This is a genomic window from Paraburkholderia sp. CNPSo 3076 (genome assembly GCF_026343935.1).
GTDB classification, from domain to species: domain Bacteria; phylum Pseudomonadota; class Gammaproteobacteria; order Burkholderiales; family Burkholderiaceae; genus Paraburkholderia; species Paraburkholderia nodosa.
Genome location: NZ_JAPMAL010000025.1, coordinates 88,539 through 106,444 on the forward strand (window position 1 = coordinate 88,539; position 17,906 = coordinate 106,444).

Here is a 17,906-nt window from a genome sequence, read left to right on the forward strand (position 1 = left end):
CAACGGCTTCTCTTGGGGGTAAAAAGGTTCATTGCGGGGTTTCAATGCCCGGTGTGCGCCGGAATCAGCCTGCACGCGTGGGCCGGCATCTCGGCGAGCACTGGCCGCCCCACTTCGAGGTCCGGCGTCTCGCGGGGCGTGGTGGCGGCGGTGAGCGTGAAGCCGTCGCAATCGATCGTCGCTTCGATCTGCGCGCCCACGTCACGGACAAACGTCACCTTGCCGGCAACGACGTTCGGACCGCGATTCGCACTCATGGGCCGCACACACACGTCTTCCGGGCGAATCAGCAGGCGGATGTCGCCCGAGCGCTCCGGCGTGCGCATGGCGGCATTGACGGCGATCCGCTGGCCGCCCGGCAGCGCGATGCCAGTGTCGGCTTCGAGCGTCACGGGCAAGATGTTGCCGAGGCCGATGAAGTCCGCCACGAATTCGTTCACGGGGTCCCGGTAAATGTCGAGCGGCCTGCCGACCTGGGCGATACGCCCTCTCTGCATCACGACGATCTCGTCGGCCATCGTCATCGCTTCGCGCTGGTCATGCGTGACCATGATCGTCGTGATGCCAAGCCGCTGTTGCAGCAGGCGAATCTCGACCTGCATCGCTTCACGCAGCTTCGCGTCCAGCGCCGAGAGGGGCTCGTCAAGCAGCAACAGTTTCGGCGACGAGGCAATTGCACGCGCAATCGCCACGCGCTGGCGTTGGCCGCCGGAAAGCTGCGTAACGGGCCGGTTCGCCATGTGCGGAAGCTGGATCAGTTCGAGCAGTTCCGCCACGCGCTTCGCTTGTGCGCTCTTGTCGACACCGCGCAAGCGCAGCGGATAGGCGACATTGCCGGCAACGGTCATATGCGGAAACAACGCGAGCGACTGAAACACCATGCCGAAGTCGCGCCGGTTGGCCGGCACATGCGTGAGGTCGCGGCCCGCGAACATCACCGATCCGGAAGTCGGCGTCTCCAGGCCCGCGATGATACGTAGCAGGGTTGTCTTGCCGCAGCCGGATGGCCCGAGAAAACACACCAGCTTGCCGTCCGGAACGTTGAGATCGACGTGGTCGACCGCGAACGCGTTCTGAAAGCGCTTGGTGATGGCCTGCAAAGACAGATGGGTCATGAGAGTTCCTTTGTGCCCCGGGGATCGCGTGAGAGGCGGCGATCAGAGCGCCACGCCTTCGTCGCCGACGAGCTTTTCGAGCAGCCAGATCAAGGCAAAGTCGATCAGCACGATGAAGACCGCGAACGAAAACACGGTTGGGTCGAGCGACGAAACGGTGCGGCTGTAGAGCCAGACAGGCAGCGTCATCGTGTTGATGCCATAGAGGAAGAACGTCACCGTGAATTCGTTAAACGAAATGATGAACGCGAACAGCATGCCGGCGAGAATGCCGGGGCGCATGAGCGGCAGTACGACGTCAACGAGCGCACGCCGCGGACTCGCGCCCATCACGCAGGCGGCTTCCTCGAATTCCGGCCCGATCGACGCAACCGATGCCGCGCAGTTCTTCACCGTGAACGGCAGCGCCAGGATCACGTGCGCAATGACGAGCCGCCCCACGCCCAGTTCCACCGGCAGAACATTGAAGACGAGCAGCAGCGAAAGCCCCAGCATCACGAGCGGATAGACGAGCGGCAGCGCGACCAGTTGCTCGATCACCGCCTTGCCGCGAAAGCGGTAGCGCGAGAGTGCGTAGGCCGCGGGCACGGATACGGCGGTGGCGATGAACATCGTTGAAACCGCCACGATGAGGCTCGTCGTGAGCGCAGTGCCCATGGACAGCACGTCGCTCGCATCGGGCGACACGAAGGTGTGCCATGCAGCCCGGTACCAGTGCAAGCCGAAGCTCTGCGGCGGAAATTCGAGCGTGTCGGAATTGCCGAACGACATCGTGATCATCGTCAGAATCGGCAGCGCCGCGAGAAAGAGCACGATCGTCGCAAACCATCCGGTCACGCGGCTGAGGCGGCCGGGCATCGTCAGGGGGATGCGCAAGGCATTCATGAGCGGGACTCCGCGTGGCGTTGCAGGTTGCGCACGAGCCGCTGCGAGATGACCATCACCGCAAGCGTCGCGGCCATCAGAACGACACCCGAGGCGGACGCGGCGGGCCAGTTCAGCAACGGCGCGACCTGATCGTGCACCAGCACGGCGAGCATCGGAACGCGGCGTCCGCCCAGCAGCAACGGCACCGCGAACGCGCTCGCGTTATAGGCGAACACGAGCAACGCGCCCGAGACGATGCCAGGCATCGCCAGCGGCAGCATCACGTGGCGCAGCGTCTGCCAGCGGCTGGCGCCGAGGGTAGCCGCCGCCTCTTCGTACGAGCGCGACACCGCGCGCATCGCGCTCGATATGGGAAGCACGGCGAGCGGAAAAGCCGTTTGAATCAGTCCGAGCAGCACGCCGTTCTCGCGATACAGCCACAACACCGGGCGCCCGATCAGGCCGGTGGCCATGAGCACGTGATTGACGAGGCCCGCCGGCCCCAGCATCACGAGCCATCCGTAGCCCTGCAGCAGCAGGTTGACCAGCAGCGGCAGCAGCACGCCGGCCAGCAGGAGGCGCCGCGCGGTGCGCGACTGCGTACGCGCCATCGCGAGTGCCACGGGAATCGCCAGCACGACGGCAACGATCATGCTCTGGAAGGCAAGCCGCAAGGTCAGCCAGAGCGAGCGCAGGAAGTAGGCGTCCCCGAGATCGACGTAATTCTGCAGCGTGAAGGCATGCCACTCGTTGCCTGGGAGGCCGAAGCTCATGCGCAGCACGGCGAGCGCCGCCGCGATCAGCACGGCGAGAAACGCGAGGATCGGTGCGAGCAGCAGCAACGGCGGCACGCGCGGCAGCGCCGTTGCGGTACTGTGCTGGGCCGTCGATTCCCCGGCAGGCGCAGGCGTTCCCGCGCGGCGTGAAGAGAGGGCTGACATGGCGCTCAAGCGGAAAAGATCTCGGTAAAGCGCTTGATCCACGCAGGCTGCAACGCGGCGAGCGCCTTGTCGTCGTGAAGCACGGCCTTCTCGGCGATCTGCTGCGGCGACGGCACGAAGGCGCGGCTTTCGGCGGGAATGACCGCGCGCGAGTTCACCGGACCGTTGAGCACGTCGGCGGCCATGCGGCCCTGCACGCCGGCATCGAGCGAATGATTGATGAAAGCGTGGATGAGATCGATATCGCCGGGATGTGACTTCGGAATCACCGTAAACATCAGCTGTGTCGCGAAGCCCTCTTTCATGCCGTAAGTCACGGCCATCTTGTACTCGGGCTTGCGGATCTGCTCCGGGAAGAACGCCGGTGCATAGATGCCGCCAATGTCGAGCGAACCGGTGCGGAACAGATCGGCGACCTGGTTCGGGTTTTCGCCGAGTGTCAGCACGCGGTCCTTCAACTGGGCGAGCTTCTTGAAGCCCGGATCGATATTCTGCTGCGAGCCGCCCGCCATCTTCGCCGCGATGATCGCCAGATCGACCGCTTCCGCCCACTCTGGCGGCGGCAGGAACAGGCGTCCCGCATACTTCGGATCCCAAAGGGCTTCGTACGTCGAGGGTGCGGTCTTCACGGTCGACGTGTTGTAGATGAGGCCGTCCGACCACAGCAGGTAGCCGACGCCGAATCCGTTGGCGCCCGTGCGGTATTGCGGCGCGACGTCTTTCAGGTTCGGCAGCTTGTTCAGGTCCGGCTTCATCAGCAGGCCCGCATCGGCTAGACCCGAGGCGCCGACGCCGGCAAGCGTGATCACGTCGTAGGTCGGCCGGTCGCCGGCAGCCTTGAGTTTCGCGACCATGCCGGAGGTACCATCGGCGCGGTCGGCGATGACCTGTGCGCCGGTCTTCTGGCTGAACGTGGCGGCGATGTTGCGCAAGGCCGCCGCGCCGGTATCGTCGGACCAGGTGAGCAGCCGCAGGGTCTTGCCCGCGTAGCTCTTCTCCTGTGCCCTGGCAGTACTGATGAACGGCATGGGCAACGCCGATGCCGCCAGAGCCGTGCCGATTGCCTGAATGGCCTGCCTTCTCCCCAGCTTGATCCCCTGCATGGTCATCTCCTGATTGAACCGTATGGGCGCTGCCCAATGCGCGCTGCCATTACCAAAAATCACGCGAGCGTGCTGCGTGAATGGACTCTACGTGCGTCAAAAACCCGCAACAAACGAAATCTCTGCATGCGCGCCATGACAAAAGCTCATGCACCGCGAACGCAATCCGGAGCGCCGGTGGCCCCGGCGGGCATGAGCACCTGCTTGACTTCCTGGAAGGCCGCGAGCCCGAACGGACCCAGTTCGCGCCCGATGCTGCTGCGCTTGTAGCCACCCCATGAGGTCTGAGGAAAGATGACCTGCGGCGCGTTGATCCACACGACGCCCGCTTCCAGCTCGGCCGCCACTCGCCTGCCCCGCCCGGCGTCGCGCGTGACGACCGTGGCGACCAGGCCGAACTCGGTATCGTTGGCCGCGCCGACGGCCTCGTCCTCGGTATCGAAGCTGCGCAGGCACAGCACGGGGCCAAAGATTTCCTCGCGCCACAGCGGGCTTTCGGCCGGGATATCGACGAACATCGTCGGCTTCACGAAGTAGCCGGGGCCGGCCGGCGCCTCGCCTTCGATCACGAGGCGCGCGCCGTCGGCCTTGCCGCGCGCGATATAACGCTGCACACGGTCGTACTGCGCGCGGTTGGTGAGTGGCCCCATTTGGACGCCGGGTGTGAATGGATCGCCAACAACCGTGCGCGTTGCGCGGTCGGCGAGACGCGCGGCAAGTGCCTCCGCTATCGGTCGTTCGACCAGCACGCGCGAAGTGGCCGAGCACATCTGGCCACCATTGAAGAACGCGCCGCCCGCAACGAGGTCGGTGGCGAGATCGAGATCGGCATCGGCGAACACGATGATGGAGGACTTTCCGCCCAGCTCCAGACTCACGCCCTTGATCGTGTCCGCGGCGGCTTTCATGACCTGCGCGCCAACGGCCGTGCTCCCGGTAAAGGAAACCTTCGCGACGAGCGGGTGTGCCGCCAACGGCGCCCCGACTTCGGTGCCCGTGCCCGTCACGACGTTGACCACGCCTGCCGGCACACCGGCGTCCGCGATGATCGCCGCAAGCTCCAGTTCGGGCAGCGGCGTTATTTCGGAGGGCTTGAGAATGACCGTGCAGCCGGCCGCAAGGGCGGGCGCGAGCTTCCACGCCGTGGTGACCATCGGGAAATTCCACGGCACGATCAGCGCGACCACGCCCGCCGGCTCGCGCCGGACGGTCGCCTGATAGTCGTCGCTGGGAAGCGCGACCCCGGATTCGCCGATTGCGTCGAGTTCTTCGGCGAGGCCCGCGTAGTACTCGAACGTCGCGATGACGTCGCTCACGTCGATTCGCGCTTCGTCCAGCGGTTTGCCGTTGTTGAGCGACTGGAGCGCCGCAAGACGCTCGCGCCGGTCGCTCACGCCGCTCGCGATCGCACGGAGCAAGATGGCACGCTGCGCGCCGGTGGTCTTTTTCCAGCTGCGGAAGGCCCGCGCGGCGGCACGCACCGCGCAATCGACATCGGCGGCGTTGCCGGCCTCGACCTGGGCAATCGTTTCCTCGGTCGATGGGTTGACGACCGGCAGACGCTGCCCGCCCTCACTCGCGCACCAGAAGCCGTCGATGTAGAGCTGCGTACGCAGCGCGACGCCAGGCTCGAACCCTTCGTGCTGCTTCATGACGGCACCCGTGCAAACCAGTCGGCTTCGTTCACTTCGATCACGGTGGGGATATCGCGCGATACGGCCTGCTGCAGCTCGGCGGCAAGCGCATCGGGCGTATCCACGCGAGCGCCCACGCAGCCGAACCCGCGCGCCAGCGCGAGAAAATCCGGCGTATGGATATCGACGCCGACCGGCACGATGTCGCGCGCCGTCATGTACCGCCGTATCTCGCCATAGCCAAAGTTGTTCCACAAGAGAACCACCACGGGCACCCGGGCTTCGACGGCGCTGGCGAGTTCCGGCAGCGTGAACTGCAGCCCGCCGTCGCCGATCAGGCAAACCACGGGGCGATCAGGCGCGGCGAGCTTCGCGCCAACCGCCGCGGGAAGCCCGTAGCCCAGCGTGCCGTAGCCGGTCGACGAGTTGAACCATGAGCGCGGTTGCGGTGCGTCGTGCACGAAGTTGCCCGCATACACGGGGCTGGTCGAGTCGCCCGCAATGATGACGTGTGGCAACGCGGCGGTAATCGTATCGACAAGGCGCTTCTGCGAGCGCGTCGGCGCGTCGTAGCTGGCCTCCACGGCCTGCCGCGCGAGCGCAACCCGCTGCGCGCCCCAGTCATGCTGACGCGCCGCCGTGATACATTCATGCAGCCGTGTCGACAGGCTGCCAAGCGCTTGCCGCGAATCGGCGGCGATAGCCACATCGGGACTGAAGTTGCGCATCAGTTGCTGCGCGTCGATGTCGATGCGGATTAACCGGCCTTCGATCGAAAAGCCGCCGTCGAACACCACGTCATAGTCGGTTTCGCCCAACTCGGTGCCGACCGCGAGCACGACGTCCGCTTCGCGGGCCAGCGCCCGCGTTGGCGGCAGCGATTGCGTCGAGCCGAGCAGCAGCGGGTGTCCCGGCGGCAGCAGTCCCTTGGCGTTGATCGTCAGCGCGATCGGCGCCTGCAGGCGCTCGGCGAGTTCCTGCAGTTCGGCCGCGGCGTGCAGCGCGCCACCGCCTGCGAGAATCAGCGGCCGTCGGGCCGAGGCGAGCAGGTCTGCCGCCGCAGCGAGGGCGGCCGGGCAGCCTGCCGGCTTCGCTGGCAGCACGGCTGGCATCAGGTTCATGCCGCGAGCGGGCGCGACGATCACGTCCAGCGGAATCTCGATGTGCACGGGTCGCGGCCGCGCGCCGCCGAAAACGGCAAATGCCCGGGCCAGCACCTGGGGCAGTTCCGCGGCATCGAGCAGCGTGTGCGAGAACGCGGTGAGCCCGGCGAACACGCCGCGCTGCGACGGCAGTTCGTGCAGGCGCCCGTCTCCGTTGCCGAGTTCGCGGCGTGCATTCACGCTCGAAATCACCAGCATCGGAATGGAGTCGGCATAGGCCTGCGCCATCGCGGTCGCGATGTTCGTCATGCCCGGCCCGGTGATGATGAAGCACACGCCCGGTTTTCCGGTCACGCGTGCATAGCCGTCCGCCATGAAGCCCGCACCCTGCTCATGGCGCGGCGTGACGTGGCGAAGGGACGAAGCGGCGAGACCCCGATAAAGCTCGACCGTATGCACGCCCGGGATGCCGAAAACGTACTGGACGCCGTATGCTTCGAGCAGGGTGACGAGCGCCTCTGCGCAGGTCAGGCCCGTTGTATGGGGCCATTGAATTGGCCGCGCGCCGGCTTCCTCGAAGCTGGCGGTAAATTCCGGATAGTTCATGGATGGTCGCGTTCCTGGTTGGTACCGCCCGATGCAGATGCCGGCCCGGCTGGCCTATGCACACGCATCTGCGTCGTTGTCCAAACCATTCTCGGCGGCCCCACGCGGCGCGGACAATCGATATGTTTTCATGAGGTGCATGAGCTTCTTGCATGACCTGAGGAAAACCCACATCCGCACGACGGCGTGCAAGGGTTTACGCCGACCCATGACTGGGGGACATGCGTCGCATGAAATTATTTCGATTGTTCGTATCCTGCTGCTGCGCAGAAAATGCATTCAGCGAATGCTTTTAAGCGTCTAACCGAATGAAACTGGAGCGAATTATGGACATGGAATATTTCCAGCCCCTGGGCGGCAATGCGATGCCGCGCTGCGGCGGGATCGCGACGATGATGCGGCTGCCCAACGTGCAGAATGCCGAGGGGCTCGATGCATGTTTCGTGGGCGTGCCGTTCGATCTGGGCACATCGAATCGCACCGGCGCGCGCTACGGGCCGCGCCAGATTCGCACCGAATCGGTGTTGCTGCGCCCGTACAACATGGCGACACGCGCCGCACCGTTCGATTCGCTGCGTGTCGCGGATATCGGCGATGTCGCGATCAATCCGTACAACCTCCCCGATTCGATCGCGCGGATCGAGACCGCCTACGACGCAATCCTGAGCCACGGCGCAACGCCGATCACGCTCGGCGGCGACCATACGATCACGCTGCCGATCCTGCGTGCCATTCATCGCAAGCACGGCAAGGTCGGCCTGATTCACGTCGACGCGCACGCGGACGTCAACGACACGATGATGGGCGAGAAGATCGCGCACGGCACGCCGTTTCGCCGCGCGGTCGAGGAAGGGCTGCTCGACTGCCAGCGTGTGGTGCAGATCGGTCTGCGCGGCACCGGCTACGCCGCCGAAGACTTCGACTGGTGCCGCGAACAGGGTTTTCGCGTGGTGCAAGCCGAGGAATGCTGGAACCGCTCGCTCGAACCGTTGATGGCAGAGGTGCGCGAGCGCGTTGGCGGAGGACCGGTGTACTTGAGTTTCGATATCGACGGGATCGACCCGGCTTACGCGCCCGGTACCGGCACGCCGGAGATCGCGGGATTGACGGTCCCGCAAGCCCTCGAAATCATTCGTGGCGCATGGGGGCTCGACCTCGTGGGCGCCGATGTGGTGGAAGTCGCGCCGCCGTACGATCCGTTCGGCACCACCGCCCTGCTTGCCGCCAATCTCGCATACGAAGCGCTGTGCGTGCTCCCGCGTGTGAAGCGCCGCGCGTGAATCGGGATATTGCCAGCTTTGGCGGCGACCCCGCTTTGCTCGAGCTGACGGATGCGCTACTCGATCAAAACGGGGTGCGTTACCGTGCGACGCGATCGGTTCGCGCCAGGTGATCCTCCAGCCTGCGCAGGCCCATTGTCAGCGCCAATGTCATCAGCCAGTATGCTGCCGCAATCGCCAGGTAAGGCTCCCAGTAGCGACCGTAGGCACCGGCCACAGTGCGTGCAGCATAGGCCATCTCACCGAGACCGATTGCCGAGATCAACGACGTGTCCTTGAGCAGCGAAATCACGTTGTTGCCCAGTGGCGGCAGCATGCGCCGGAAGGCCTGGGGAATCACAACGTAACGCATCATCTGTCCGTGCGTCATGCCGAGCGACTGGCCCGCCTGCCTCTGGCCGATCGCAATCGACTGGATGCCTGCGCGAAACACCTCGGAGATATAAGCGCTGGAGTTCAGCGTCAGCGCCGCCACGCCCGAGATCAGCGCCCCGTGATTCTGCTTCAAGGTTCGAGCCAGATCGCCGCTAATCAGGAGCCCGTGCACAGGATGGATGAACACCGGCATCACCGCGAAATGCATCAGCAAGATCTGCACGAACAGCGGCGTACCACGAAAGAAACTCACATAGGCCGTAGACGGCCAACGGAGCACATATTTGCACACCGTCCGCCATGGCTGATGCCTCGCGTCGGCAAGCCGCGCCAGTGCCAACAACAGGCCCAGGGCGCAGCCCATCAGCACGCAGGCCACCGTCGTGCCAACGGTGACCAGTGCCCCCTCCCAGAACAGTTGCCTGTACTCCACCAGGATGTCCGGGCGGAACCAGCCGAACCACATGACCGGATTGCTGTCTTCCATGCTCGCTTTCAATAAAAGGCTGAAGCGCGGGCGGGCCCGGCGCGCGCCGGGGCATCACGCCATTATTGCGGCTTGAAGTCCTGGTTGAACCACTTCTTGTAGATCACGTTGTAGCTGCCATCTGCGCGGATCGCAGCCAACCCGGCGTTAATCTTGTCCAGCAGGGCCTTGTCGCCCTTGCGGACGACGATTCCGTAGTATTCCTTGGGGAAATTCGCGTCTTCCACGGTCTTGAGGCCAGGATTCTGCGATACCCGGTACGCAATGACACCGTTGTCGCCAATTGCCGCATCTACTCCACCTGAAGCCAGTTCGGAAATGATGAGCGGCGTGCTCTCGAAACGGCGGATATTCGGGTTGGTCTTGCCCACCTCACGGCTCATGACATCGTCAGCCGTGGAACCGCTCACCACGGAGACCTTCTTGCCATCCAGGTCCTTCAGTGACTTCACCGAACTGCTCTTCGGCACCGCGATCAACTGGCGCGCATCGAAATACGGCGCCGAGAAGTCAAAACTCTGCTTACGCTTATCGTTGATCGTGACACCGGAGATGACCAGGTCCACGTCGCCATTGTTGAGCGACGCGAAGATGCTGGTGAACGGCGTGTTCACAATACGCAGTTTCATATGCTGCTGCCTGGCGATCGCATCGATGATGTCGATGTCAAAACCTACGATCTGCTTGTCCTTGTTTTCAAACGCGAACGGCGTATAGGTCGCGCTCGATGCCACAACCAGTTCGCGGTCTTCCGCGTGTGCGGCGACAGACCAGATAGCACAGGCGGCCATCGAGGCGGCAAGGGTGAGGAAGAATTTTTTCACAGCGTCGTCGCCCCGAGACAAGAAAAGTTGGAAAAGTATATAGCAATCCACTAAAAAGCCTACCAGCCAAAATTCGTCTACATACCGTGGTCGCGCGCCGCGACGCCGCCCGCACTTTGGCGACCATCCGGCGCATCTTTGCCGAGCGGGCTGCGCTGAACATGGCATACGTCGCCGACGTAGATCGACCGGCGCGTGTCATTAGCATTCGACAATCCATTCGTAGTGCCACGCAGATCTACGTTCCTATAATTGCCCGGCGTGCCAACCCAGCCTTTCACCCCGGAGCCATCCTCATGATTCGACGCACCCTGCCCATTCTCGCCGCCATCGCGCTCGTGCTCCCGTTTGCCAGCGGACCCGCGTTTTCCGCCGGCGCGCCGGCGCCGCTCAAGGTGGGCGTGGCCGGTGGCGTAGACGAGCAGATCTGGGAGGTCGTTACGCAGGTTGCGAAGAAGAACGGGCTGGATGTGGAGGCAATCGTTATCAGCGGCACCGCAAGCCCGAATGAGGCGCTGAACAACGGCGATCTGAACGCCAATTCCTTCCAGCACATTCCGTATCTGCGCGATCAGGTCAAGTCGCGCGGCTACAAGATCGTGGCGGTTGGCGACACGTATATTTCGCCCATCGGCTTCTACTCGAAGAAGTACAAGTCGCTCGAGGCGCTCCCTGCCGGCGCAACGGTCAGCATTCCTGCGGACCCGAGCAACCAGACCCGGGCCCTCGTGATCCTGCGCGATCACAAGCTCATCACGTTGCGCGACGGCTTCGATCCCTACACCGGCACCGCTTCGCTACAGGACGTGCGCTCCAACCCACGCAAGCTGAATTTTGTCGAGGCCGACCCGCTGGTCCAGGCGCGCTCGCTGCCCGACGTCGATGCCGCAGCCATCGTCAATAACGTGGCGTCCGAGGCGGGACTTTACGCCACGCGCGACGGCATCGCGGTCGAGCACAAGGAGCACAACCCCTACGTGAACATCATCGCGGTGCGCGAGCAGGATCGCAACGCGCCGTGGGTGCCGAAGCTCGTCAAGGCGTATCAGTCAGAGGAAGTCAGGCACTTTATCCAGACACACTTCAATGGCTCCGTGACTCCCGCATTCTGATACTTCGCATGCCTGCGCATGTTGCCATCTCGAGGTGAAAGGTTATGTCGCCAACCCTGGCTGACCGCTACGTGCAGGCCCTGCTGCAGACCCTCCTAATGGTGGGTGCGTCCATGCTGATCGCGATCGTCGCTGGCATGCTGCTCGCGATCGTGCTCACGGTGAGCGCACCGGGCGGGCTTTATCCGCGACCGCTACTGCACAAGACGCTCTCGACCGCCATTAACATGTTCCGCGCGATCCCCTTCATCATCCTGCTGGTCGCGCTGCTGCCCGTCACGCGCTTCATTGTCGGGACGACACTGGGCGCGTGGGCCGCCGTCGTGCCGTTGAGCGCGAACCTGATTCCGTTCTTTGCGCGCATCGTCCAGGTCAATCTCGGCGGCGTAGAGCCTGGGCTCATCGAGGCCGCGCGCGCGATGGGCTGCAAACGCTCCCAGATCGTCCACCACGTGCTGTTGCCCGAGGCGCTGCCCGGCATTCTCGGCGGCGTCACGGTAACCGCAATCGCGATGATCGACATGTCGGCAATGGCCGGCGCCGTCGGCGGCGGCGGCCTTGGCGACATGGCGATACGCTATGGCTACGAACGCTACGAAACCCGGGTGATGATCGTCGTGATCTTCATCCTGGTCGCGCTCGTATCGGTGATTCAGCTGATCGGCGAATATTTCGCTCGCCGGGTCGATCGCAAGCACTGACGACGCCCAGTCGCGCAGAATATCCTTGAGTTACCGGTGGTGATATTTCGAATCCACTTCGTTGATCGCCGCGACGTTGCCTGCGCTACGCCCGTTTTCGTCGAACGTATTGTCGAGAAAAGCGTCGGCAATGGCCTTGGCCACCTCCGGCCCGATTACGCGCGAACCCATTGTGATGATCTGCGCATTGTTCGAGAGCGCCGCGCGTTCCGCGGAGTAGGTGTCGTGGCACAGCGCGGCGCGAATGCCCGGCACCTTGTTCGCCGAAATACTGACACCGATGCCGGTGCCACATACGAGAATCGCGCGGTCATATGCGCCGCTGATCACGCCGGATGCCACGCGGTCCGAGAGATTGGCGTAAAACTCGTTCGGATTCGCTTCGTTGCTCGACACTTCGAAAACATCGTAACGATCTTTCAGATAGTCGGCCAGCACCCGGGCCAAACCGACTCCTGCGCTGTCGCCTCCAATGGCCACTTTCATGACGATCTCCTTGAGAATGAGGATTTGCAAGCCCGCATCGAGGTCAGAGCACCGCCCCGACGCGCTTCAATATGTCCAGATACCCGCTCACATTCCACGCCGAACGGCCGATGAAGAGCCCGTCGATATTCGGGCAGGCGGTGAGTTCGGCGCAGTTGTCCGGGTTGACCGAGCCGCCGTACAGGCACGGTATGCGGCGGCCGAGAATCGCCTGCGCGACCTGACTGATTTCCGCCTGTCGCGCGTCGGCGTAATCGGGGCTGGCGGGAACGCCGTGTTCGCCAATGGCCCACACCGGCTCGTACGCGAGGAGAATCGGCGCTGCGCGCTGTTCCGGGCTGAGTCTTGCCAGTGCGCCACGGACCTCGGCAGCCAGCACGTCTGCGGCCCGGCCGCTTTGCTTGTCGGCGAGCGTCTCGCCGATACAGACCAACGGCGTCAGCCCATGGCGCACGGCGGCCTCGACCTTGAGGCCAACAGTGTCGTCGGTCTCGCCGAAATGCTCGCGCCGTTCGGAATGGCCCAGTTCGACGAGCTCCATTCCGCAATCGACCAGCATCGGCGGCGCAATTTCACCGGTCCAGGCGCCGTGCTCGGCCCAGTGCATGTTTTGCGCGCCGACCTTGATGCCGGTCTCCGCAAGAATGGATTTGACTTCCCGAATCGCGGTGAAAGGCGGAATCACGAAGCACTGAATTCGCGGGTCGTCGGGGCTGGCAAGCATGCGCTCGGCAAAAGCGATCGCTTCCGCCAGCGTCTTGTTCATCTTCCAGCTCGTGCCGACCCAAAAGAGGGAATCAGTCATGGTTACCTTGTTGCGCATCTGCGCTCACGTTTAGCAGCGCATGTCGCGCCGGAACCAGCGGGAGTGGCTCGACCCGCCAGTCCGGCGCACTGATCAATACGTCAGTCAACTCACTTCGACAGCACGAACGGCGCGGTGTACTTCGACGCATTCGCTTTGGTGATGAGCACGCAGTCGAACAGCTGCTTCTCGCTCGATGCGCCCGTCTTGCCGGTTTTCAGGAACTGATCTGCCTCCTGCACCGCCTTGGCGGAAAACTCGGCGACCGGTTGCAGCACCGTGTACTGCAACTCGCCGGCCTTGACCGCATCGACCGCTGCGGGCGAACCGTCGAAGCCGCCGACCTTCACGCTCTTGAGCTTGCCGGCCTGCTTGAGCGCGGCGATCGCGCCGAGCGCCATTTCGTCGTTGCCGCTAATGACACCGATCACGTCCGGATGCGCCTGCATCAGGCTCTGCGTGGCGTTGAAACCTTGCGTGCGGTCCCAGTTGGCCACTTGCGAGCCCACCATCTTCAGATCCGGATACTGGCTCAGCACCGATTTGTAGCCGTTCGAGCGCGTCGCGGCGTTGTTGTCGGACGGCGCGCCGAGCAATTCGACGTAATTGCCCTTCGAGCCGACGTCCTTGATCCATTGCTGGGCGCCCAGAGCCGCGCCTTGAGCGTTGTTCGAAACCAGCTGCGCCTTGGCGAGGCCCGGCTGATTGATTTCCGCGTTGACGAGGAACACCGGAATCTTCGCGGCGATCGCCTTCTTCACGGCGCCAACGGAGCCGCTCGCGTTGGCCGGGTCGAGAATGATCGCGACCGACTTGTTGGTGATGGCGGTGTCGATCTGCTGACTCTCGGTATTCGTGTCGCCTTTCGATGCGGAAACGTTGGCGGTGTAGCCGAGCTTTTTGGCTTCGGCAGAGGCGATGTTGCCTTCGGCAAGCCAGTACGGGTTCGCAGGATCGTTGACGATGATGGTGATGAGGCCGGCGGCTTGAGCCTGTCCGGCGAACAAGGGTGCGGCCAGGGCGATGGCCGCAAGGATCGTGGTCTTTGTCTTCAAGGTCATGAGTTGTCTCCTCCAAGGTTGATGATGGTGTAAAGCTTCAATTCACTTCTCGCTTACCGGTCGTACGGCTCATGCCTTGCCGCCGCCTTGCGAAGAAGCCAGTTGTCCACCGGTCGACGCGGGACTCTTGACGCGGCGGCGATATTGAATGGCGTTCAGCAACACCGCGAGGACAATGACCGCACCGGTGAATACGGTTTGCCAGTAAGACGAGATGCCGATGATCACGAGACCGTCGGACAGAAAGCCGATCACGAATGCGCCGAGCAGCGTGCCGCGGATATTGCCGGTGCCGCCCATCAGCGACGCGCCTCCGATCACCACGGCCGCGATGGCTGTCAGTTCGTAGCTCGTGCCCGCCGTGGGACCGGCGGAGGTGAGCTGCGAGGAGAGAATCAGGCCGGCGATCGCCGCGCAGATGCCCGAGAGCATGTACACGCTGATCTGCACGTGTTTTACCGGCACGCCGGAGAGTTCCGCCGCGCGAGCATTGCCGCCCGAGGCATAGAGCCAGCGGCCGAATGCCGAGCGATTGAGCACGATGCTGCAGAGAACCGCGATCACCACCAGGATCAGCACGCCCACCGGCACGTTGAACAGCCGGTCGAAGCCAAGCCAGTCGAAGCCGGTATTGCCCAGATCGGCCTGTCCGCCCAGGTTGTTATAGGTGAGACCGTTGGTCATCAGCAGGGCGAAGCCGCGCACGACATACATGACGCCGAGCGTGGCGACGAACGCCGGCACGCGAAAACGCGCGATCAGAATCCCGTTGACGAGGCCGATGAAAGCGCCGAGCGCGCAGCACAGCACGACCACCACCCACACCGGCGGGTACAGCACGACGCCGAGCATGTTCAGCGTCACGCCCTGCATGAAGAATCCCGCGACGACACCGGAGAGTCCGAGCGTGGAGCCAACCGAGAGGTCGATCCCCCCGTTGATGATCACGAGCAGCATGCCGATCGCAAGGATCCCGTAAATGGCCACGTGTGAGGCCATTGTCAGGAAGTTTTCTAGTGCGAAATAATTGGGTGACAGAAAGGAAAAGATAATGACAATGGCGATCAGCGCGAAAAACGCACGTCCTTCGAGCAGGATCTTGCCAAAATCAAGCCCTTCTCCGCCGAAGCGACTGGATCTCGGTGTTTTGGCGGCATGGTTCATGTTGAATGTCTCCTGGCATTGCTACGATCAGACAACAACGGCTTCGCCCGAGGCGGCCATGATGTCGTCCTTGTTGGCATCCGGTCCGAATTCGGCCGATATCTTGCCGCGCCGCATGACGATGATGCGATGCGCGACGCTCAGGCACTCCCCGACTTCCGAAGTCGAATAGACGACGGCCAGACCTTGCTTCGCGTTCTCCGCGAGCAGGCGAAACACCTCCGCTTTCGCGCCGATGTCGATGCCGCGGCTGGGTTCGTCGAGCAGGATGACTTTCGGCCCGGTTGCCAGCATCTTGCCGATCACCACCTTTTGCTGATTGCCCCCGGAGAGCGAGCGGATCGATGCACCCGCTCCCGAGGTCTTGACGTGCACGTTGCGGATCGATTCGCTCACGAGTTCGCGCTCGGCGCCAGGCGACATCAAGAACCCCTTCACAAAGGAGCGGATGCTCGCGAGCGACAGGTTCGAGCCCACGCTCATGGTCGGTACGAGCCCATCGCGCTGCCGGTCCTCCGGCACCAGCACGAGGCCCTTCGCGATGCGCTCGCCAATGCTCAGCGACGCCATGTCCTCGTCTTCGAGCAGCACCTTGCCGCCCGTGACGGGAAGGTGCGTGCGGCCGGCCACCGCTTCGAGCAGTTCCGTGCGGCCCGCGCCCATCAAACCGTAGATGCAGACGATCTCGCCCGCGCGCACCTTGAGCGACAGATGATCGACCACCGAGGTGCCCGTGCCCGATTCGTCGGCAACGCTGATGTCGTCGATGTCGAGCGCGACGTCGCCGAACGCGTAACCCGTCGGCGGCGAGCCGAGATCGAAGTTCTCGCCGACCATGTTGCGCACGATCCAGCCGAGGTCGATGTCCTTCCTCTGCGCCGTGGCGGCGATCCTGCCGTCGCGCAGGACCACGGCGTAGTCCGTGACCTGCAACGCCTCTTCGAGATGATGCGAGATGTACACGATCGAAACGCCGCGGCTCGTCAAGTCGCGAATCACCTTGAAGAGCACCTCGACCTCGGAGGCGCTCAGCGCGGAAGTCGGCTCATCCATGATGAGGATGCGCGAATCGACCGAGAGCGCACGTGCGATCTCGACCACCTGCTGCTGGCCCAGGCGCAGGTCGTGGACCAGCGTCATCGGGTCGATCTCTTCTTCGAGGTCGACCATCAGTGCCTGCGTCTGGCGCGCCTCCTCGGCGAAGTCCACGCCGGTCGGCGTGCGCAGCTCCCGGCCCATGAAGATGTTGTCGCGCACGCTCAGATTGGGCGCGAGGCTCAACTCCTGGTGAATGATCGAGATGCCGTGATCGCGCGCATCGCTCGACGAGGCGAAGGCGACCCGTTCGCCGTCGAGTTCAATCTCACCCGACGTGGGCTTTTCCACGCCGGAAAGAATCTTCATCAAGGTCGACTTGCCTGCGCCGTTCTCGCCAAACAGCGTCGTGACCTTGCCGCGATGGATCTCGAAGTTCACGCCCTTCAGGGCATGCACGCCGCCGTATGACTTGACGATGTTGCGCGCGGACAGGAGGACGCCGTCCTTCGTTGCGGCCGGTGTCGTGATTGGGGTCGCGGTGCTCATTTGACGTCCAGCTTCGCAGGAGTGACGAGCCAGCCGTTCGGATTGATCAGCTGGAACACGCCGACGACCGAGACGCTCTTGCCGGTCAGTCTGGTCGTATCGATTTTCGACAGGACCGCTTTCTTCATTTCAGAATTGATCGCGTAGCCGGCGTTCTGATAGTCGATCTGGTTGGTGAACTGCCCGAAGCTGATGTTGCCGGTGGCGTCGCGCAGATCCGTGCCGTTGATCGCCGGCCCCGTTTGCACGCGCACGACAAGCGAATCAGGCAGACCGGGCACCTTCACTTCGTACACGCCCGCGTCTTCCTTGCCCGCCACGCCGGTGAACTTCACCGCCATCTCGGGACCCACGCCGCCGCCAGCCACACCGTATTGCTTGCCCGCCGCGTCCTGATCCTTGGCGATGGCAGCGGCCAGCGTGGCGGCATCGACCGCACACTTTTCGATGGCTGCCTGAGTTTTCGGGAATTGCTTCGTGCCGTAGGCAGCCGGTTCGAATTCTTTGGTCTGCGAGTCCGCGTCGGAGCCGATCTTCACGACCCTCGTGCTCATCGCCATCGCAACCAGCAACATCACCAGCAACACCACTTCGATCACGAGGCGAGTCTTGTGCCCGGAATGCCCCTTCTTCGATGGAGCAATGGTGCTCATTGGCT

At 63.5% G+C, this 17,906-nt stretch carries 17 protein-coding genes; 3 read left to right on the forward strand and 14 right to left on the reverse strand.

Going from position 1 to position 17,906, the window contains the following annotated elements:
* Window positions 1-41: 41 nt before the first annotated feature.
* The 6 genes from M3A49_RS27260 to M3A49_RS27285 form a co-directional block, all read right to left on the reverse strand.
* The gene (locus tag M3A49_RS27260) at window positions 42-1,115 is read right to left on the reverse strand and encodes an ABC transporter ATP-binding protein (protein WP_266231807.1); all 1,074 of its coding nucleotides are present in this window, start codon (window positions 1,113-1,115) and stop codon (window positions 42-44) included.
* A gap of 42 nt (window positions 1,116-1,157) precedes the next feature.
* Window positions 1,158-2,000: an ABC transporter permease gene (locus tag M3A49_RS27265; protein WP_266231808.1), complete on the reverse strand. Its 843-nt coding sequence runs from the start codon at window positions 1,998-2,000 to the stop codon at window positions 1,158-1,160.
* The gene (locus tag M3A49_RS27270) at window positions 1,997-2,923 is read right to left on the reverse strand and encodes an ABC transporter permease (protein ID WP_266231809.1); all 927 of its coding nucleotides are present in this window, start codon (window positions 2,921-2,923) and stop codon (window positions 1,997-1,999) included. The genes M3A49_RS27265 and M3A49_RS27270 overlap by 4 nt, the downstream gene beginning before the upstream one ends.
* A gap of 5 nt (window positions 2,924-2,928) precedes the next feature.
* Window positions 2,929-4,026, reverse strand: a complete 1,098-nt coding sequence (locus M3A49_RS27275; RefSeq protein ID WP_254357605.1) for an ABC transporter substrate-binding protein — start codon at window positions 4,024-4,026, stop codon at window positions 2,929-2,931.
* Between the two features lie 146 nt (window positions 4,027-4,172).
* Window positions 4,173-5,678, reverse strand: coding sequence for an aldehyde dehydrogenase family protein (locus M3A49_RS27280; protein ID WP_266231810.1), 1,506 nt, complete (start codon window positions 5,676-5,678; stop codon window positions 4,173-4,175).
* Window positions 5,675-7,369 carry a 5-guanidino-2-oxopentanoate decarboxylase gene (locus M3A49_RS27285; protein WP_266231811.1) on the reverse strand — a complete coding sequence of 565 codons (1,695 nt, stop codon included), beginning with the start codon at window positions 7,367-7,369 and terminating at the stop codon, window positions 5,675-5,677. The genes M3A49_RS27280 and M3A49_RS27285 overlap by 4 nt, the downstream gene beginning before the upstream one ends.
* Before the next feature lie 326 nt (window positions 7,370-7,695).
* Between M3A49_RS27285 and speB the strand changes: the two genes are divergently transcribed.
* On the forward strand, window positions 7,696-8,649 hold the full coding sequence (speB, locus tag M3A49_RS27290; RefSeq protein ID WP_254357608.1) for an agmatinase: 954 nt from the start codon (window positions 7,696-7,698) through the stop codon (window positions 8,647-8,649).
* Window positions 8,650-8,728: 79 nt separating this feature from the next.
* Here the strand turns inward: speB and M3A49_RS27295 are convergent, their stop codons facing one another.
* A complete protein-coding gene (locus M3A49_RS27295) occupies window positions 8,729-9,511 on the reverse strand; it encodes an amino acid ABC transporter permease (RefSeq protein WP_028207065.1) in 783 nt (260 codons plus the stop codon).
* A gap of 62 nt (window positions 9,512-9,573) precedes the next feature.
* Complete coding sequence (locus tag M3A49_RS27300; protein ID WP_254357620.1) at window positions 9,574-10,302, reverse strand: basic amino acid ABC transporter substrate-binding protein; 729 nt, start codon at window positions 10,300-10,302, stop codon at window positions 9,574-9,576.
* A gap of 329 nt (window positions 10,303-10,631) precedes the next feature.
* Between M3A49_RS27300 and M3A49_RS27305 the strand changes: the two genes are divergently transcribed.
* Together M3A49_RS27305 and M3A49_RS27310 are read left to right on the forward strand one after the other, a co-directional pair.
* On the forward strand, window positions 10,632-11,447 hold the full coding sequence (locus M3A49_RS27305) for a MetQ/NlpA family ABC transporter substrate-binding protein (protein ID WP_266231812.1): 816 nt from the start codon (window positions 10,632-10,634) through the stop codon (window positions 11,445-11,447).
* 44 nt (window positions 11,448-11,491) lie between these two features.
* Window positions 11,492-12,148 (forward strand): methionine ABC transporter permease, encoded by a 657-nt coding sequence (locus M3A49_RS27310; protein ID WP_266231813.1) that lies wholly within the window; start codon window positions 11,492-11,494, stop codon window positions 12,146-12,148.
* A gap of 30 nt (window positions 12,149-12,178) precedes the next feature.
* On the opposite strand, the gene M3A49_RS27315 is transcribed toward M3A49_RS27310, so the two are convergent.
* The 6 genes from M3A49_RS27315 to M3A49_RS27340 form a co-directional block, all read right to left on the reverse strand.
* Window positions 12,179-12,634 (reverse strand): RpiB/LacA/LacB family sugar-phosphate isomerase, encoded by a 456-nt coding sequence (locus tag M3A49_RS27315; protein WP_266231814.1) that lies wholly within the window; start codon window positions 12,632-12,634, stop codon window positions 12,179-12,181.
* 43 nt (window positions 12,635-12,677) lie between these two features.
* Entirely contained in the window at window positions 12,678-13,400 is a 723-nt protein-coding gene (locus tag M3A49_RS27320) for a triose-phosphate isomerase (protein WP_416339020.1), read from the reverse strand.
* 149 nt (window positions 13,401-13,549) lie between these two features.
* Window positions 13,550-14,500 carry a D-ribose ABC transporter substrate-binding protein gene (locus M3A49_RS27325; protein WP_266231815.1) on the reverse strand — a complete coding sequence of 317 codons (951 nt, stop codon included), beginning with the start codon at window positions 14,498-14,500 and terminating at the stop codon, window positions 13,550-13,552.
* 69 nt (window positions 14,501-14,569) lie between these two features.
* Window positions 14,570-15,664 carry an ABC transporter permease gene (locus M3A49_RS27330; RefSeq protein ID WP_266231816.1) on the reverse strand — a complete coding sequence of 365 codons (1,095 nt, stop codon included), beginning with the start codon at window positions 15,662-15,664 and terminating at the stop codon, window positions 14,570-14,572.
* 27 nt (window positions 15,665-15,691) lie between these two features.
* Window positions 15,692-17,248 (reverse strand): sugar ABC transporter ATP-binding protein, encoded by a 1,557-nt coding sequence (locus M3A49_RS27335; RefSeq protein ID WP_266231817.1) that lies wholly within the window; start codon window positions 17,246-17,248, stop codon window positions 15,692-15,694.
* Window positions 17,245-17,901, reverse strand: coding sequence for a DUF2291 domain-containing protein (locus M3A49_RS27340; RefSeq protein ID WP_266231818.1), 657 nt, complete (start codon window positions 17,899-17,901; stop codon window positions 17,245-17,247). The genes M3A49_RS27335 and M3A49_RS27340 overlap by 4 nt, the downstream gene beginning before the upstream one ends.
* Window positions 17,902-17,906 lie beyond the last annotated feature (5 nt).

Bases quoted from the DNA above. Each gene is read 5' to 3' on its own strand.
- M3A49_RS27260 (WP_266231807.1), bottom strand. From the start codon at position 1,115: ATGACCCATCTGTCTTTGCAGGCCATCACCAAGCGCTTTCAGAACGCG.
- M3A49_RS27265 (WP_266231808.1), bottom strand. From the start codon at position 2,000: ATGAATGCCTTGCGCATCCCCCTGACGATGCCCGGCCGCCTCAGCCGC.
- M3A49_RS27270 (WP_266231809.1), bottom strand. From the start codon at position 2,923: ATGTCAGCCCTCTCTTCACGCCGCGCGGGAACGCCTGCGCCTGCCGGG.
- M3A49_RS27275 (WP_254357605.1), bottom strand. From the start codon at position 4,026: ATGCAGGGGATCAAGCTGGGGAGAAGGCAGGCCATTCAGGCAATCGGC.
- M3A49_RS27280 (WP_266231810.1), bottom strand. From the start codon at position 5,678: ATGAAGCAGCACGAAGGGTTCGAGCCTGGCGTCGCGCTGCGTACGCAG.
- M3A49_RS27285 (WP_266231811.1), bottom strand. From the start codon at position 7,369: ATGAACTATCCGGAATTTACCGCCAGCTTCGAGGAAGCCGGCGCGCGG.
- speB (WP_254357608.1), top strand. From the start codon at position 7,696: ATGGACATGGAATATTTCCAGCCCCTGGGCGGCAATGCGATGCCGCGC.
- M3A49_RS27295 (WP_028207065.1), bottom strand. From the start codon at position 9,511: ATGGAAGACAGCAATCCGGTCATGTGGTTCGGCTGGTTCCGCCCGGAC.
- M3A49_RS27300 (WP_254357620.1), bottom strand. From the start codon at position 10,302: ATGGCCGCCTGTGCTATCTGGTCTGTCGCCGCACACGCGGAAGACCGC.
- M3A49_RS27305 (WP_266231812.1), top strand. From the start codon at position 10,632: ATGATTCGACGCACCCTGCCCATTCTCGCCGCCATCGCGCTCGTGCTC.
- M3A49_RS27310 (WP_266231813.1), top strand. From the start codon at position 11,492: ATGTCGCCAACCCTGGCTGACCGCTACGTGCAGGCCCTGCTGCAGACC.
- M3A49_RS27315 (WP_266231814.1), bottom strand. From the start codon at position 12,634: ATGAAAGTGGCCATTGGAGGCGACAGCGCAGGAGTCGGTTTGGCCCGG.
- M3A49_RS27320 (WP_416339020.1), bottom strand. From the start codon at position 13,400: ATGAACAAGACGCTGGCGGAAGCGATCGCTTTTGCCGAGCGCATGCTT.
- M3A49_RS27325 (WP_266231815.1), bottom strand. From the start codon at position 14,500: ATGACCTTGAAGACAAAGACCACGATCCTTGCGGCCATCGCCCTGGCC.
- M3A49_RS27330 (WP_266231816.1), bottom strand. From the start codon at position 15,664: ATGAACCATGCCGCCAAAACACCGAGATCCAGTCGCTTCGGCGGAGAA.
- M3A49_RS27335 (WP_266231817.1), bottom strand. From the start codon at position 17,248: ATGAGCACCGCGACCCCAATCACGACACCGGCCGCAACGAAGGACGGC.
- M3A49_RS27340 (WP_266231818.1), bottom strand. From the start codon at position 17,901: ATGAGCACCATTGCTCCATCGAAGAAGGGGCATTCCGGGCACAAGACT.